Origin of the sequence: Bacillus sp. 03113, assembly GCF_006546985.1 — a bacterium.
Lineage (GTDB): Bacteria > Bacillota > Bacilli > Bacillales > Cytobacillaceae > VATK01.
On the sequence record NZ_VATK01000016.1, the window covers coordinates 59820 to 76806 of the forward strand.

General features: G+C 33.7%; 14 protein-coding genes. 9 read left to right on the top strand and 5 right to left on the bottom strand.

The annotated features are described in order from the left end of the window. Nucleotides 1-20 precede the first annotated feature (20 nt). The gene (nadE, locus tag FDO66_RS15565; protein WP_141433579.1) at nucleotides 21-842 is read left to right on the top strand and encodes an ammonia-dependent NAD(+) synthetase; all 822 of its coding nucleotides are present in this window, start codon (nucleotides 21-23) and stop codon (nucleotides 840-842) included. 117 nt (nucleotides 843-959) lie between these two features. On the opposite strand, the gene pflA is transcribed toward nadE, so the two are convergent. Together pflA and pflB are read right to left on the bottom strand one after the other, a co-directional pair. Next, entirely contained in the window at nucleotides 960-1691 is a 732-nt protein-coding gene (pflA, locus tag FDO66_RS15570) for a pyruvate formate-lyase-activating protein (RefSeq protein WP_141433580.1), read from the bottom strand. A gap of 88 nt (nucleotides 1692-1779) precedes the next feature. After that, the gene (pflB, locus tag FDO66_RS15575; protein WP_141433581.1) at nucleotides 1780-4005 is read right to left on the bottom strand and encodes a formate C-acetyltransferase; all 2226 of its coding nucleotides are present in this window, start codon (nucleotides 4003-4005) and stop codon (nucleotides 1780-1782) included. Nucleotides 4006-4430: 425 nt separating this feature from the next. Here pflB and mprF point away from each other — a divergent pair, with 425 nt between their 5' ends. Continuing rightward, nucleotides 4431-6959, top strand: a complete 2529-nt coding sequence (gene mprF / locus FDO66_RS15580) for a bifunctional lysylphosphatidylglycerol flippase/synthetase MprF (RefSeq protein WP_141433582.1) — start codon at nucleotides 4431-4433, stop codon at nucleotides 6957-6959. Nucleotides 6960-7295: 336 nt separating this feature from the next. Continuing rightward, nucleotides 7296-8477 carry a D-alanyl-D-alanine carboxypeptidase family protein gene (locus FDO66_RS15585; protein WP_141433583.1) on the top strand — a complete coding sequence of 394 codons (1182 nt, stop codon included), beginning with the start codon at nucleotides 7296-7298 and terminating at the stop codon, nucleotides 8475-8477. Nucleotides 8478-8519: 42 nt separating this feature from the next. On the opposite strand, the gene FDO66_RS15590 is transcribed toward FDO66_RS15585, so the two are convergent. Then, nucleotides 8520-8762, bottom strand: coding sequence for a YkuS family protein (locus tag FDO66_RS15590; RefSeq protein ID WP_141433584.1), 243 nt, complete (start codon nucleotides 8760-8762; stop codon nucleotides 8520-8522). A gap of 102 nt (nucleotides 8763-8864) precedes the next feature. Here FDO66_RS15590 and FDO66_RS15595 point away from each other — a divergent pair, with 102 nt between their 5' ends. Next, nucleotides 8865-8996, top strand: a complete 132-nt coding sequence (locus tag FDO66_RS15595; protein WP_141433585.1) for a YuzL family protein — start codon at nucleotides 8865-8867, stop codon at nucleotides 8994-8996. A 40-nt stretch (nucleotides 8997-9036) separates the two neighbouring features. Here the strand turns inward: FDO66_RS15595 and FDO66_RS15600 are convergent, their stop codons facing one another. Then, nucleotides 9037-10656 carry an ABC-F family ATP-binding cassette domain-containing protein gene (locus FDO66_RS15600; RefSeq protein WP_141433586.1) on the bottom strand — a complete coding sequence of 540 codons (1620 nt, stop codon included), beginning with the start codon at nucleotides 10654-10656 and terminating at the stop codon, nucleotides 9037-9039. Nucleotides 10657-10933: 277 nt separating this feature from the next. Between FDO66_RS15600 and FDO66_RS21310 the strand changes: the two genes are divergently transcribed. The 5 genes from FDO66_RS21310 (at nucleotide 10934) to FDO66_RS15620 (ending at nucleotide 16619) form a co-directional block, all read left to right on the top strand. Then, nucleotides 10934-11068, top strand: coding sequence for a hypothetical protein (locus FDO66_RS21310; RefSeq protein WP_258535750.1), 135 nt, complete (start codon nucleotides 10934-10936; stop codon nucleotides 11066-11068). A gap of 518 nt (nucleotides 11069-11586) precedes the next feature. Next, complete coding sequence (locus FDO66_RS15605) at nucleotides 11587-12432, top strand: formate/nitrite transporter family protein (RefSeq protein WP_141433587.1); 846 nt, start codon at nucleotides 11587-11589, stop codon at nucleotides 12430-12432. A 219-nt stretch (nucleotides 12433-12651) separates the two neighbouring features. After that, nucleotides 12652-13803, top strand: coding sequence for an MFS transporter (locus FDO66_RS15610; protein ID WP_181444607.1), 1152 nt, complete (start codon nucleotides 12652-12654; stop codon nucleotides 13801-13803). Between the two features lie 186 nt (nucleotides 13804-13989). Continuing rightward, entirely contained in the window at nucleotides 13990-16128 is a 2139-nt protein-coding gene (recQ, locus tag FDO66_RS15615; RefSeq protein WP_141433589.1) for a DNA helicase RecQ, read from the top strand. Between the two features lie 299 nt (nucleotides 16129-16427). Further along, on the top strand, nucleotides 16428-16619 hold the full coding sequence (locus FDO66_RS15620) for a cold-shock protein (protein ID WP_258535751.1): 192 nt from the start codon (nucleotides 16428-16430) through the stop codon (nucleotides 16617-16619). A 9-nt stretch (nucleotides 16620-16628) separates the two neighbouring features. On the opposite strand, the gene FDO66_RS21120 is transcribed toward FDO66_RS15620, so the two are convergent. Further along, the gene (locus tag FDO66_RS21120; protein ID WP_220095180.1) at nucleotides 16629-16883 is read right to left on the bottom strand and encodes a hypothetical protein; all 255 of its coding nucleotides are present in this window, start codon (nucleotides 16881-16883) and stop codon (nucleotides 16629-16631) included. Nucleotides 16884-16987: the final 104 nt, after the last annotated feature.

Consider the following 16987-nt stretch of genomic DNA (forward strand, 5'->3'; position numbering starts at 1 on the left):
AGTTAGGGAGGGGTATACACATGAGTATACAGAAGAAAATTATGGAAGAGCTACATATTAATCCAAACATTGATCCTAAGGAAGAGATTAAAAAAAGAATCCAATTTTTAAAAGAGTATGTAAAGCTAACAAAAGCGAAAGGACTTGTTCTTGGCATTAGTGGAGGTCAGGATTCTTCATTAGCGGGACGCCTTTCACAGCTTGCTGTAGAAGAATTGAGAAGCGATGGATATGATGCTAAATTTATAGCAATACGCCTTCCGTATGGAGAGCAAAAGGATGAAGAAGATGCACAAAGAGCTTTGAATTTTATAAAAGCAGATACTGAATACACCTTTAATGTAAAAAATGCAGTAGATGCTGTTAAAGATGAATATGATGATATTGCAGATGGAGATCCGCTACGCGATTACCATAAAGGAAATGTAAAAGCAAGAATGCGAATGATTGCACAATATGCAGTTGGCGGGCAAGAAAATTTACTTGTCGTTGGTACGGATCATGCGGCTGAAGCTGTCACAGGATTTTTTACAAAATACGGAGATGGCGGGGCAGATATCTTGCCGCTAACAGGTTTAACAAAAAGACAAGGTAAAGCTTTATTAATAGAGCTTGATGCAGATGAAAGAATTTATTTAAAAGTTCCAACTGCAGATTTATTAGATCATAACCCAGGACAAGCAGATGAAACAGAGCTTGGTATTACATATGACGAACTTGATGACTATCTTGAAGGCAAAACAGTTTCAGACACAATTGCAGCTAAGATTGAAGCAAGATACATACAAACAGAACATAAAAGACAAGTACCAGCAACTATGTTTGATACGTGGTGGAAATAAGAAAAGCGGCGACTAAGAACGCCACGTCCTGTGGCAATGTCGGCACTAGTACGTCCTGTACGTCGGAAGCACCTAGATCAGTTCTGATGAAATGTATGAAAAAACAGGCATCCTTGTTTAGAGGGTGCCTGTAACCATTTTATAAGCTAAATTCACATCTTGTTCAGTAGGGGGATTAATATCCTTTAAGGGATATTCAAGATCTAAAGCTTCCCATTTGTAAATACCAAGTTTATGATAAGGAAGAATCTCAAATTTTTCAACATTATCAAGTGTCCGAATAAATGCCCCAAGTGCAAGCAAATCTTCCTTGTAATCAGTGATGGAGGGTACTAAAACATGCCTTATCCATACAGGCATGTGGTGTTCTGAAAGAAAGTGGGCAAAATCTAAAATGTGGTCATTCGTCATACCAGTTAACGATAAATGTTTTTTTCGATCAATATGCTTAATATCTAACAAAATTAAATCTGTCCATTTTAAAAGCTCTAATAATTGTTCTTGAAAAAGGGGTGAGGAGGAATAGCAGCCACCTGAAGAATCTATTGTAGTATGAACTCCTATTTTTTTACATTCTTTAAATAATTCAATTAAAAAAGGGATTTGTAAAAGTGGTTCTCCTCCACTTACTGTTACACCTCCGCCAGAAGATTCTATAAATGGAAGATAGGTTTGAATATCCTTCACAATGTCAGCAACATTCATTTCTTTCCCAGTCCCTATTTCCCATGTATCAGCATTATGGCAATACTTACAACGTAGTAGGCATCCTTGTGTAAATAATACATATCTTATTCCTGGACCATCAACCGTTCCAAACGTTTCAATTGAATGTACATATCCTTTCAATTTATGAGCCTCCCAATAGTGTAAAAGAACTCACATGAGACGTGTGAGTTCTTTCACAAGCATTTGTATTCAATATTAGTTGGTTTGCTTACATAGATTCATGAAATGTTCTGTTGATTACATCACTTTGTTGTTCTCTCGTTAATTTAATAAAATTTACAGCGTATCCAGATACTCGAATTGTTAATTGAGGATATTTTTCTGGATGCTCCATCGCGTCTAATAAAGTATCTCGATTAAATACATTCACATTTAAATGATGTCCATGTTTATTAGCATAACCGTCTAAAATTGATGAAAGGTTGCGAGTCTGTATATCTTCCTCTTTTCCTAATGCTTTCGGGACAATTGAAAACGTATTTGATATCCCATCAAGTGAGTAATCATAAGGAAGCTTTGCTACAGATGATAGCGAAGCAAGTGTCCCTTTTGTATCTCGTCCATGCATTGGATTTGCACCGGGTGCAAATGGTTCACCGGCACGTCTTCCATCTGGAGTATGCCCAGTCTTTTTCCCGTATACTACATTTGAAGTGATGGTTAAAACAGACATAGTATGAATAGATTGTCGATAAGTTGGATGCTTACGAAGTTTTTTCATAAATCGTTCCACAATATCGACTGCAAGCTGATCGACACGATCATCGTTATTTCCGTATTTAGGAAAGTCTCCCTCGCATTTAAAGTCAATTGCGAGTCCGTTTTCATCTCGAATGACATTAACATTGGCAAATTTGATTGCGCTTAATGAATCAGCAACAACGCTCAACCCAGCTATTCCAGTTGCCATTGTTCTCAATATTTCCGTATCATGAAGAGCCATTTCAATTCTCTCATAGCTATACTTATCATGCATAAAGTGAATGACGTTTAGTGTATTAATATATAGCCCTGCAAGCCATTCCATCATAAGATCAAATTTTTCCATAACCTCATCGTATTGAAGGACATCACTGATTACAGGGGCGTATTTTGGCCCAACTTGTATTTTAAGTTTTTCATCAATTCCACCATTAATAGCGTAAAGAAGTGCTTTTGCTAAATTAGCACGGGCTCCGAAAAATTGCATTTGTTTTCCTATTTCCATGGCTGATACACAGCAGGCAATACCATAATCATCACCAAATTTAGGCCGCATAATGTCATCGTTTTCATATTGGATCGAGCTAGTTTCTATGGACATTTTTGCACAATATTTTTTAAAATGATCTGGCAGGTTAACTGACCATAAAACGGTTAAATTTGGCTCAGGCGCTGGCCCTAAGTTGTCTAGTGTATGAAGAAAACGATAGGAGGTTTTCGTAACAAGAGAACGGCCATCAATCGCCATGCCACCGATCGATTCTGTTACCCAAGTTGGATCACCGCTAAAAAGCTCATTATAATCGGGTGTGCGAGCAAATTTTACTAATCTAAGTTTCATAACAAAATGATCCACTAACTCCTGTACCTGCTGCTCTGTTAGACGTCCGTTTTGCAAATCTCTTTCAATATAAATGTCAAGGAAGGTTGAAACACGCCCAAGACTCATCGCTGCACCATTTTGTTCCTTTATTGCTGCCAGATAAGCAAAATACAACCATTGAAAGGCCTCTTGAGCAGAAATAGCTGGTCTTGAAATATCGTAACCATATCGATTCGCTAACTGCTTTAATTCTTGAAGAGAACGAATTTGTTCTGATAGTTCTTCTCTCAAACGAATATTTTCTTCACTCATAACATTACTAGTTAATGCTTTATCTTTTTTCTTTTCCTGTATGAGAAAATCAACGCCGTATAATGCGACTCGGCGATAATCACCTATGATCCTTCCTCGTCCATATGCGTCAGGTAATCCTGTAATTATGCCAGCTTTTCTAGCCAATTTCATTTCATCAGTATAAGCGTCAAATACACCTTGATTGTGAGTTTTTCGATAATCTGTAAAAATTCTCTCTAATTCTTTACTTGCTTCAAATCCATATGATTCGCAAGCCTGAACGGCCATTCGAATTCCACCAAACGGCTGGAAGGAACGTTTAAAAGGTTCGTCTGTTTGAAGACCAACAATCTTTTCAGTATCTTTATTTAAGTAGCCTGGTCCATGAGAACAAATGGTTGAAACAATCGACGTATCCATGTCTAAAACTCCGCCATTTTCTCTTTCAAGCTTTGATAAGTTTAACACTTGATTCCATAGCTCTTTTGTAGCTTCCGTTGGACCTTGAAGGAAGGAATCATTCCCTTCATAAGGTGAAAAATTAAGCCGAATAAAATCTCTGACATTTACCTCATTATTCCATATTCCTTCTGTAAATCCTTTCCATTCTTCCATGAATAATCACCTCAAATTTGGATTTACTAAGTAATCATGATGTGTAATAACTATCTCAAATTAAGTATAACAGAGGTTTTATATATTATTTTACACAAATATGTTAAACTAGCGAAAATTCTGTGAATATTTTGTGAAATCTTAATTTAATAACAAAGAAAGCGTATAACATTTTTGGGGAGGGAATTAATAAAGGGAAATTTAGATGGAAAAATATTATCTAAATTATCACACTCTATTATATATTGATAAGTGCAAGATTACAGATTGTTTTACATCGTTTAATGAATTACGAAGGTGGAATGGCTCTATCGAATAACAAGCTAATTTAGAATCATTTTGAAATTGGTTAATATTGTTGTATGATAAGGTTTGGGTCCAGATGTATCATCATAAGATTATTACATAATTAAGCAGGTGAGGGAATGTCTTTAATCAGTAAAGAAAAAATATTATTGATTGGAAAAATGTTATTTCCAATTATATTATTAGTGCTTATTTCATTTGAATTAAAACATGTCATCATGAGCATAAATAAACCACTATTGCTTACATATATAAAAAGCTTAAGCCTTTGGAATTTTGTTATCATCATCCTTGGCGGCTTCTTTGCTATAGCTCCAATGTTTTTTTATGATAGAATCTTACTTAAATATTTGCAGCTAAAAATCCCTATGAGAAATCTTTGCCGCTATTCCTTAATATCAAATTCATTTTCTAATTTACTAGGGTTTGGAGGATTAATAGGAATTTCATTACGAAATTATTTTTATCAAACCTATGAGAATGATAAAAAAAGGCTTTTTAAAGGAATTGCAACTGTCTCATTATTTTATTTATCAGGAATTTCGTTTTTAGCTTTATTTATATTATTTGGAAATGTGCATATCCCTTTATTACAAAATCATAAATGGCTCTTTTTTGCGGTATGGATTGTTGGCCTTTATTTTCCAGTCTTACTCCTATATTTGTTTCTTAAAAAACCAAAAGGGAAAGATCTAACAATGTCAAAACAAGTTGGATTCTCTCTTTTTTTCGCCTCGCTATTTGAATGGCTTTTTATTTTTTTCTATCTATTAACTCTTACAAAAATATTATCCATAAACGTATCATTTATTGAATTTTTTCATATTTTTATTATTGCATGCTGTGCAGGAATTATTAGTATGATTCCTGGAGGGCTTGGCTCTTTTGATTTAGTCTTTATATGGGGATTTCATGAGATAGGGTCATCAGACGAAAAAATCCTGATCTTATTAATCTTGTATAGAATCGGTTACCTTATGATTCCATTCATCATCGGCTTTTTTTCATTTCTTCATCAATATTGGAGTAAGTGGAATGATAGCTGGAGCCATATTCCGAATATGGTCATTGAAAAAATAAGTCATTTAATCTTAACCATTCTTGTGTTTTTGTCTGGTCTTGTCCTACTAATATCAGCTGCACTACCTGGAATATTGGAAAGACTCAAATTTACAGAAGAAATTCTATCGATGCATGTGATGAATTTATCTCATCAAGTTTCAGTTGGAACAGGCTTTGTATTATTGGGACTTTCTAGAGGGATTGAGAACAAAGAAAAACGAGCTTACCATTTAACCATCATTATTCTTTTATTTGCAGCAATCTCTACCTTTTTAAAGGGGATGGACTATGAAGAAGCTCTTTTTATATTGATCGTTGCGTTTTTATTAAGATTAGCAAAAAATCGATTTTACAGAAAAAGCTTTGTCATTACATGGGGGAAGGCTTTGTTTGATACTTCGTTAATTTTAATAATTACCTCTGCCTATCTTATTATAGGTTATGTAAGCTTGCCTACTTCGAAGTTAAATGTTCCAACTGTGCTGCTGCCGTATATTATTTTAGATCCAGATGATTTGTTTTTTAGTGCGGCAATTGGACTAATAATTGCTTTTCTGATTTTTTTATTCGGATATATTTTAGGAAAGCCTAAATCCATTCCAACGATCCCTTCTGATGAACAAGAATTAGAAATCAAAGAATTTCTCAAAAAATATCGTGGCTCTTCTTTATCTCACTTGATCTTTTTACATGATAAGTCTATTTTCTGGAATCATCATAAAAATGTCCTGTGTACATACAAAACTTATGCTAATAAAATGGTTATTTTGGGTGATCCAATTGGTGAAGAACAAGAAATCTTCAATTCTATTGAAGAAATCTTAATTAAGGCAGACCAATATGGGTATACACCAATTTATTATCAAGTAAGTAAAGAAATGCTTCCTTTTTTACATGCAAATGGATTTGACTTTTTTAAGCTGGGGGAAGAAGCATACGTTTACTTAGAAGAATTTTCATTGAACGGAAAGAAAAAGAAAAACTCAAGAGCCATGAAAAATAAATTTGAACGCGAAGGCTATACGTTTTCAATATCTTCCCCACCACATTCATCTGAATTATTTTCTCGTTTGAAATTCATATCTACTGAATGGCTGCAGGGGAGAAGTGAAAAAGGTTTTTCTTTAGGCTTTTATAGTAAAGCTTATTTAAATCAAAGCCCGATCGCACTCGTAAAAGATGGAGCGGGTGATATTATTGCGTTTGCAAGTGTAATGCCAATGTATGATCAAGATCAGATGATCTCAGTAGACTTAATGAGGCGTTTGCCAAGTACACCATCAGGGACAATGGACTTTCTGTTTTTAAACTTGTTTGAGGCATCGAAAGAAAAAGGGTATAAATATTTTAATTTAGGAATGGCGCCACTGTCTAATGTAGGTACATCGAAATTCTCTTTTTTAAGTGAAAAAATTGCTGCCCAAATCTATTTACGAGGATATTCTTTTTATCATTTTCAAGGAATAAGACTTTTTAAAGAAAAATACGCTGATCACTGGGAGCCAAAATATTTAGCTTTTAGAAAAAAATCTTCTTTGCCATTTACGATGGCACAGGTTTCAATGATGATTTCGAAACGAAAGTAAATTTATTAATCATATAAAATAGAAACTAAGCTGGAAATTTACTATAGCTGATTAAAAAGTTCCGTTATCTTCCCGAATAGTAGTTAAATACTATTTCTAATTAAATAGATAGAGTGATTTTAGTAGTGATTGTGCAGCAAATAATCACTACTTTTTTATTAGGTCTAATGGCATAATCATCCAAATATTTATCATTTTTGTAACAATTTTTATAAGATTATTTTTATTTAATGATAATTTGATAAAATAAAACATGTATTTTAAATCATTTTGTCGAAAATTGTTTATAAATTAGAAATATATGGAATAAATAATAAAAAATTTGGATGTGTGATAATGAAAAAAATAATTACCACTATCATTATGATTAGTTCTTTTTTACTGTTACAAAAGCACTCATTTGCGGCAGACAGTTTGGATTTGAGTATTGCCAGCCAAGCTGCTATTTTGATGGATTCACAAACAGGAGCAGTTTTGTATGAAAAAAATGCAAACACAAAAATGTACCCTGCAAGCTTAACCAAAATTGCAACGGCCATTTATGCGATCGAACATGGAAATCTTAATGATCGTATAATTGTAAGTAAAAAAGCGACAGAAGTTGAGGGAACAAAGGTATATCTTAATGAAGGTGAAGAGGTTTCACTGGAGCATTTAATACAGGGGATGCTCATTAATTCAGGAAATGATGCTGCTGAAGCTATTGCGGAGCATTTAAATGGAAATGTCGATCAATTTTCTGCAGAATTAAATCGTTATTTAAAAAATGTAGTAAAAGTAAAAAACACCCACTTTACAAATCCTCATGGACTTTTTAATGAAGACCACTATACAACTGCCTATGATATGGCTTTGATTACAAACTATGCCCTCCAAAATGATACTTTCAGTAAAATATTTGGGACAAAGGAATTACTTTGGGATGGTCAAACATGGGATACCACCTTATATACACACCATCGTATGTTAAAAGGAGAAGTAGTCTATAAAGGAGTAACAGGTGGGAAGACGGGGTATGTTGATGAATCTAAGCAAACCTTAGCTACAACTGCTGAAAATGATCAAATTAAATTAACTTCTATCTTATTAAAGGCTGATACTAAGCAAAGTATTTACACAGATACCATTCAACTATTAGACTACGGTTTCCAGAACTTTAAAACGACTATGATTCCAAAAAATAAAATATATGAATTCAATAATAAGGAATTCATCACAAAAAAAGAGGAATGGGTTACAATTCCGTTGCAAAATGCAATAGAAGAGGTTACAACGGCTGGGTTGATGGAGATTAAAAACCAGGATGGAGAATTAATCCAATCTATCGAGCTTGATGAAAAAGAAAACAAACCGGCCGCTCAAATTGTTCAACATAAAAATGATTTGCCTTTGGATAAGAAAAGCATCGGCCTTCATTATTACATTCCCTTATTTTTCATACTTGCAGCTGTTATCTTCGCGAGAAATAAAAGATTAAGTGTGAAAAGATCCTCTCAAGAAGGGAAGTATACCTCCTGAGAGGAAAGTCGTTACCATTTTTTAAATAATGGAACTTGTTTTTTAGTGGAGTTTATCTTCAACTTTTTGACATACTTCTTCAGCTGAAAGGCCATGGGCTGCAACTACAGATGCAGTTGTATATGTATCTTGCATTCCCATTATATTTGAGTCCATACCTGAAATAACACAACAGGAACAGTCTTTTGCATCTGTGTCTTTTTGTAAATCAACAACTTCGTGACCTCTTTCTCTTAAAGCACTTGAGATGTCTGTAAGTGATTTTTCAACACCGATTTTTGCCAATTAGAACACCTCCTTCTATACCATATGATCTCAAACAAATTAAATTCTATTCCTTAGAATAAAACACGTGATCGGTAAGATAATAAAAAAGAGGTGCTGCAAATGTCAAAGATAAAAAATGACCGATCAAAGTCACAACTTGGTTCTCCAGAAGTAGAAGGGCAAGGTACAACGAATACGGAAACAAAAGGTGAGGAAATATCATCTTCACGCAAAAAACAAAAGAGATCATAGTAAAGAGGGAAGGCTTTTCGCTTTCCCTCCTTCATTAACCTTATTTATACATTTCAGAAATTTGCTTTTGTAGTTGAGTATCTTCTAAATATTCATCATATTTAAGTACCTTATCTACTAATCCAGCCGGTGTAATTTCAATGATTCTATTTGAAATGGTTTGAATAAACTGATGATCATGTGATGAAAAAATCATAGATCCTTTAAAATTTATAAGCCCATTATTTAATGAAGTAATAGATTCTAAATCAAGATGATTAGTTGGTTCATCTAACAGAAGTACATTTGCACCGCTTAACATCATTTTAGAAAGCATACAACGTACTTTTTCTCCTCCTGAAAGTACACTAGCTTTTTTAAGTACTTCCTCACCTGAAAAAAGCATTCTACCAAGAAATCCTCTTAAAAAACTTTCACTCTGGTCTTTTGGCGAAAATTGGCGTAACCAATCAACAAGATTCATATCGCTCTGTTCAAAATACATGGAGTTATCTTTTGGAAAGTAGCTTTGTGAGGTTGTAATTCCCCATTTAAAACTTCCGCTATCCGGCTCAAGTTCACCTGCAAGAATTTTAAATAAGGTAGTTTTTGCTAGTTCATTTGAACCAACAAGAGCAATTTTATCATCTTTATTCATAATAAAACTAATATTATCGAGAATCTTTTCACCATCAATTGTTTTCGAAATCCCTTCAACTCGCAGCAGGTCGTTTCCAATTTCTCGTTCAGGAGTAAAAGAAACATATGGATAGCGGCGAGAAGATGGCTTTATATCATCTAGCGTGATTTTATCCAATAGTTTTTTACGTGAAGTTGCCTGCTTAGATTTAGAAGCATTGGCACTAAATCTCGCAATAAAGTTTTGAAGCTCCTTAATTTTTTCTTCTTTTTTCTTATTCGCATCTTGTGACATCTTTAATGCTAGTTGACTTGATTCATACCAAAAATCATAATTTCCTACATAGATTTGAATTTTTCCAAAGTCAAGATCTGCGATATTTGTACATACCTTATTTAAAAAATGACGGTCATGGGAAACAACAATGACTGTGTTTTCAAATTGGATTAAAAATTCCTCTAACCATTGAATAGCTTTAAGGTCTAAATGGTTTGTTGGCTCATCAAGTAATAAAACATCAGGTTTACCAAATAACGCCTGAGCTAAAAGTACCTTCACCTTTTCTGAGCCTGTTAATTCAGACATCATTTTTGAGTGTAGATTCTCATCTATCCCTAATCCTTTTAAAAGAATGGCTGCCTCAGATTCTGCTTCCCAACCATTTAATTCCGCGAACTCTCCTTCTAATTCTGCTGCTTTCATGCCATCTTCATCCGTAAAATCGGCTTTCATATAAATGGCATCTTTTTCTTGCATAACCTCATACAGTCTTGTATGGCCCATGATAACTACTTTTAGCACTTCAAATTCTTCATACTCAAAATGATTTTGCTTTAATACAGCTAAGCGCTCTCCTGGCCCTAAATGAACACTACCAGTCTGTGATTCTAATTCACCAGATAATATTTTCAAAAAGGTTGATTTACCTGCGCCGTTTGCTCCGATAAGACCATAGCAATTACCAGGTGTAAATTTAATATTAACATCTTCAAATAGTTTTCTTTCACCAAATCGAAGACTTACATTGCTTACTGTTATCATTTATTTATATTCCTCCAATAAAAAGATCAATGAAATTATATCATTTAATGTAAGGAAGGGCGAATGGTTAAATGATTTAATTCAATTTCTTGAAAAAATCATGGGAATTAAAGAGGAAGAAACAGACTTTGAGCGAATATAATATGAAGAGAACGTTTTCAAATTGATTTATATTAGTCAAAAAAGATCATTTTCAAAAAGATTAATAATATTCATATTTTATTCATATTTATCATGTACAATAAAAATATTCAGAAACATAAAAGGGGTTATTAATATGACTAAAAAACACCTTGTTGAATTAGTAAATCGTCTGAAGCAATCAGGGATAAAAGCCAGCTTTACGAAGCCAAGATCAAAATTTATCGTTTCTTTACAGCAAAGCAGCAATCTAACTTCGACTACAAATTAGTTTGAATCTTGATAAAAACAAAAAGTTGACTTAAAGAATGAACATATCCATTAAATACTATGGAGTATGTAATACTGCCTGAAGATGAAGGAAACATCCTTCATCTTCAATAATTCATTTTTTTATTTTAGCTGTTTTCATATAGATTTTTGCTTTTAAACGTGCAGCCTGCATACACTTCGCTTTCCGTGGGCGAGCGTCAAGCCTCCTCGTCGCATACGCTCCTGCGGGGTCTCGCCTTTCTCGCATTCCCACAGGAGTCTACGTGTATGCAGGCTGCTCCAAAATGTTTCTCCCAATGTTTTTTATGTCAAAAGCAACAAACTTTGAGAAAACAGCCTTTATTTTAGTTCTATATACATATTATTATTGTATTGATATATCAAATTTTGAAAACGCTTAATAAATTGTCAAATTTCGTACAAACCTATCCTATTAACAAAATGATAAAACAGGTATATGATTAATTTATCACCAAATGTGAAGTCGTTCACATTGAAATGAAAGGAAAATGCTAAATGGAGATTCAACCTTTGGATCAAGCGGTAAATTATGCATTAAAAAAGAAAGCAATACTAGATGGATCTAAACTTCAATACTTGACAAGAGCGGCTTTATCAGGGGTATACATTGGATTTGGAATCATGATTTCATATCGTATTGCTGAACCTTTTTTTGAAGTACATTCACCAGCTACTTATCTAATGACTGGTTTATTCTTTGGGATTGCATTACTATTGATAATGTATGGCGGAGGAGAGCTATTTACTGGAAACACAATGGCTTTTACAATTAGTACACTAAAAGGTGCAACAACTTGGAAAGATACATTTCGAAATTGGATTGCTTGTTATTCTGGAAATTTTATTGGCGCAATATTCTTTGCTACGATGATCATGCTCACTGGATTATACGGTTCACCTGAGAAAACAAAGTGGTTAATGGAAAGTGCAAGCTTGAAAATGAATGCACCTACTTATCAAGTTTTCTTCAGAGCCATTTTATGTAACTGGTTAGTTTGTTTGGCAATTTGGATTCCTATGAATGTCAAAGGGGATGGATCTAAAATTGCATCTATGATGCTTCTAGTGTTTGGTTTTGTCGTATCAGGATATGAACATAGTATAGCGAATTTAGTGTTATTCTCATTAGCTTTAGTCGTACCACATCCAGAAACGATTTCTGTTACTCAAGCAATTGCAAATATCATTCCAGTAACATTTGGAAATATCATAGGTGGGGCCGTTTTTGTTGGTGTGATCAATGTATTTTTAGCTTCTAAACCAAAAACAAAACAAACTATAGAGGCTGTTGAAGCGGAAGAAGCTAAAGTGAATCAAATTTCAAAAGTTAAAGCATATTAGGCAAATACCTAGTATGCTTTTTTGATATTACTCCTATGATGAAATTACTTTCTATTGTTAAAAGTGGCAAATGACTAGTTTACTTAGTTTAGCTCTCAACCATTTTGTTTATGTTATAATATGTATGAAGCATTAACGGATTGTATAGGGAAATTATCAGTAAAAAAGTCCTTTGGTTTTACCTCAGGAGGTTGTTTTGTGAAGAAAAGCATATTAACAATGCAAGGGTTTTACTTATTTACATTTTTTGGAGTAGGAAGCTTGTATCCTTTATTAAGTGTTTATTTACAAAATAGTATTGGTTTAAATGGGTATCAAATTGGGATCATTATGTCAATCGGACCGATTATTTTTATCTTTTTCCAGCCAATTTGGGGCTTTATATCAGATAGTACAAATCGTCCCATTCTAATTTTACAATTTACAACGCTATTAGCTGGAGTTATTGCATTAGGCTATATTTTTTTTGAAGACTTCTATTTGCTTTTATTAGTAGCAATCTTTCTAGCTATATTCCAAAGTGCTATTATCCCTATTTCTGATAGTATTACTTTGAAATATACAAGCAGATTTCATTTAAACTATGGAAATATTCGATTGTTTGGCTCGCTCGGTTTTGGTATAGCCGTTTTTGTGATGGGGAAACTCTCGGAATTTAAACCTACTTTAATTTTTATCGCTTTTTTTCTATCATTGGCTCTTTCCTCTATTTTATCAAGTAATATGCCTAAAGAAAAATCGGGTAGAAAACTAAATATTCTTAAGGGATTAAAGGAAATCCTCACAATTAAAAGATTAATTCTATTTCTTATCATTTCTTTTTTAATTTTCGGGCCAAATTTAGCAAACAATACATTCTTTGGATTATTTGTTCAAAATAGTGGAGGAACGTATGCAGGTATAGGAATTGCCTTTTTAATAGCAGTATTGTCCGAAATTCCTTTTATGAAAGCCTCGAATAGATGGATACAAAAAATAGGTTTACTAAATATTACGTTATTGGCAGGGGGTGTCTCCCTCATTAGATGGTTATTTTATTATACAGAACCAAGCTTATGGTTAATTTATGGAACTGCCGCATTACAAGGGGTTTCAATCGGTCTATTTGTTCCAGCAGCCCTACAATATATTAGAGAAGTCACACCTGATCATCTAACAGCAACAGCCATAACTTTATATTCTGCTATTGGAAATGGACTTGGGTCATGGTTTAACACTTTTACAGGTGGATACATATATGAAAAAAGCAGTATATATATGGTTTATTTGTTTTTTACATTCTTGTCTTTAGTAGGAATCTTGTTAAATTACTGGCTAGTAAAAGAGGAAAAAGAACATTCCTTATTAGAAAAAGCAACCTTAAAAAGGTAATATTTAGTAGAAAACAGTTATTTTTAGGTAAAGTTGCATCTTTACCTAAATCTCCTTTTTTGTATCCTCCTGAAATAAGTTTTCTATTTTTAACTTATTTCTAAAAACTTCTTAAACTTCAAACTCTTTCTACTCCCAATTTCCCAATTCAAAAATAAATAAAACTTATATGGTGGAGGGTATTCAATGAATATGTTGAAAGCAAAAGCCTATTTGGAAAAATATTTTGGCTATACATCATTCAGAATCGGACAAGAACAAACGATTTCTCATATATGTAATACAGAAAATGTGGCCTGTATTATGCCAACGGGTGGAGGAAAATCAATTTGTTATCAAATCCCAGCTTTATTATTTGAGGGTACTACTGTTGTTATTTCTCCACTTATTTCTTTAATGAAGGATCAGGTGGATACTTTACTAGAAGCTGGAATTTCGGCCACATATATAAATAGTACGTTGTCTAATGCAGAGGTCAATGAAAGATTAACAAATTTAAAAGCTGGCAAATACAAGCTTCTTTATGTTGCCCCAGAAAGATTAGAAACTGCTACATTTATCGCTTTTTTAAAAGAAGTTTCCATTCCATTTATTGCGGTAGATGAAGCTCACTGCATTTCTCAGTGGGGTCATGATTTTCGCCCAAGCTATTTAAAAATTAACGAAATGATCAATCAATTAGAACAGAAGCCTATTGTTGCTGCACTTACAGCAACGGCAACTCCTCAAGTTCAAGAAGATATTTGTACGCTTTTACATATCCCAAGCCAAAATAAAGTTATTACTGGCTTTGAAAGGGAAAATTTATCTTTTTCTGTAGTGAAAGGACAGGGTCGAATAGAATACATCGATCGTTATGTGAATAAAAATATTCAGGAATCAGGAATTATCTATGCAGCGACAAGGAATGATGTCGAACAATTATATAGTAGATTGAAAAAAAATCAGTTTGCTGTTGCAAAATATCACGCAGGAATGAACCCTGAAGATCGTAAGGTAGAACAAGAAAAATTTCTTAAGGATGATGCAACGCTCATGATTGCAACTTCAGCATTTGGGATGGGAATTGATAAATCCAATATACGATATGTTCTTCATTTTCAGATTCCTAAAAACATGGAAAGTTACTATCAAGAAGCAGGAAGGGCAGGAAGAGATGGACTTCCTAGTGAGTGTATTGTTTTATACTCTCCACAGGATCTTCGAGTTCAGAGATTTTTAATCGAGCAAAACAATGTAGATCCTATTAAAAAAAGGCAAGATTTAGAAAAGCTTCAAGTAATGGTCAATTACTGTCATACAGAAGATTGTTTACAATCGTATATTCTACAATATTTTGAAAAATCTCCTTATAAAAGGTGTGAAAGATGTGGAAATTGTACTGATAGACGAGAGTCCATCGATGTGACCATAGACACACAAAAAGTATTATCTTGTATTATCCGCATGGGTGAAAAATTTGGTAAATCAATTGTTGCACAAGTATTGACAGGATCAAAGAGCAAAAAAGTTCTTCAATTTCGATTGAATCAACTCTCTACATATGGAATTATGATAGATAAGACTTCTAAAGATGTAAGTGACTTTATTGAGTTTCTTATATCTGAGCAATTTATTGAAGTATGTATGGGGTCTTATCCAATTTTAAAAGTTTCAAATAAAGGGAAAAACGTCTTAATTGGACTTCAAAATGTGATGAGAAAAGAACAAATTCAGATCAAAGAAATCATACAAGATGATGAGTTATTTCAACATTTACGTAATTTAAGAAAACAATTAGCTGATCATGAAAAAGTTCCTCCATTTGTTATTTTTTCTGATGAAACGCTGAAGGAAATGAGTGCAAAACTACCAGGTTCATTAGATGAATTCTCACATATTAAAGGAATTGGGGAGCATAAGTTAAATAAATACGGTGACTTATTCGTACGAGAAATCGCTAAGTTTTGTGAAATGCATCCTGAAAGAGAAAGAAAAATAGCCGAAGATGAAGTAAAGAAGAATAAAAGAGTGAAGACAAGAGGAAAGGAAATCAATGAAACATCACATTTCCTTACTTATAAACTTATAGAAAATGGATATACAATTGAAAAAGCTGCTCAAGAAAGAGAATTAAGTAACATGACCATTGAAAATCACTTAATTCGTTGTAGTCAGGAAGGTATGCAAATAGATTGGGGTAAATTTTTATCGAAAGAGAATCAAATGTTGATTAACAAAGCAATAGAAAAAGCAGGGACTGACCGTTTAAAGCCGATAAAAGAGTTATTACCAGAAGAAATTTCTTATTTTATGATAAAGGTCGCTTTATTGCAAAAAGAATAGAGATGAATAAAATGCAGCCCAATGTCGCATATTAAAAGAAAAGCGTAAGGAACAAAAGCGCAAGAGCCCTGTTTAGCCCCGACAAGCTTAAGGCGAATCACGCAGGAAATATTGATTTCTGGAGTGATTTGACTTATGACTCGAGGGGCTGGGCGCTGGCCGATTAAGAACGCCACGTCCTGTGGCAACATAGGCACTCGTACATCCTGTACATCGAAGCTGGACGTTGATTGATAACTTTCAAAGTTATCAACCATCAACAATTTTTATAATTTCATAAATGAATATAACGGGGGGCGATGGGTATTTTTTTCAATAAAAGAGCACAGGAAGATCTAGAAGAGCCACGGTTGATGAATATCGAGGTATATTCCTGTAATGATAATAATTGCAATGGCTGGATGCGTAAGGATTTTGCTTCTACTGATTTAAAATGTCCTTTCTGCGGACAAGATATGACCTCTGAATTTCGAGAATTGCCAGTGATATGATCCTACGAATTAGTAAAATGAATGATTCAAAAACAAGCGAAAATAGGAAAAGACAAAAGCGTATTCACCTTGATCAGCTCTGAAGAAAAATGTTCCTTTGGCTTCAAAAACGCTTTTTGCTTTTTGAGCTAAAGGGTTATTTTTCACAAGGGCTAGGTGCCGGCCGATTAAATACGCCACATGCTGTGGCACCATCGGCACTAGTACGTCCTGTACGTCGGAGCTGGTAGTCGATATGTTGCTTTCAAAGTTATCGACAACCAACTATTATAAATTTCCCTATACAACAAGAAAAAAGTGGTGAAAGATTCATCACTTTTTTCTTGTTCAAAATTTATTCTATTTATATGTTTGAGCCATGAAATGAT

Excerpts from the sequence above, each read along its gene's own strand:
- nadE (WP_141433579.1), top strand. The coding sequence starts at position 21 with ATGAGTATACAGAAGAAAATTATGGAAGAGCTACATATTAATCCAAAC.
- pflB (WP_141433581.1), bottom strand. The coding sequence starts at position 4,005 with ATGGAAGAATGGAAAGGATTTACAGAAGGAATATGGAATAATGAGGTA.
- mprF (WP_141433582.1), top strand. The coding sequence starts at position 4,431 with ATGTCTTTAATCAGTAAAGAAAAAATATTATTGATTGGAAAAATGTTA.
- FDO66_RS15585 (WP_141433583.1), top strand. The coding sequence starts at position 7,296 with ATGAAAAAAATAATTACCACTATCATTATGATTAGTTCTTTTTTACTG.
- FDO66_RS15595 (WP_141433585.1), top strand. The coding sequence starts at position 8,865 with ATGTCAAAGATAAAAAATGACCGATCAAAGTCACAACTTGGTTCTCCA.
- FDO66_RS15600 (WP_141433586.1), bottom strand. The coding sequence starts at position 10,656 with ATGATAACAGTAAGCAATGTAAGTCTTCGATTTGGTGAAAGAAAACTA.
- FDO66_RS21310 (WP_258535750.1), top strand. The coding sequence starts at position 10,934 with ATGACTAAAAAACACCTTGTTGAATTAGTAAATCGTCTGAAGCAATCA.
- FDO66_RS15605 (WP_141433587.1), top strand. The coding sequence starts at position 11,587 with ATGGAGATTCAACCTTTGGATCAAGCGGTAAATTATGCATTAAAAAAG.
- FDO66_RS15610 (WP_181444607.1), top strand. The coding sequence starts at position 12,652 with ATGCAAGGGTTTTACTTATTTACATTTTTTGGAGTAGGAAGCTTGTAT.
- recQ (WP_141433589.1), top strand. The coding sequence starts at position 13,990 with ATGAATATGTTGAAAGCAAAAGCCTATTTGGAAAAATATTTTGGCTAT.
- FDO66_RS15620 (WP_258535751.1), top strand. The coding sequence starts at position 16,428 with ATGGGTATTTTTTTCAATAAAAGAGCACAGGAAGATCTAGAAGAGCCA.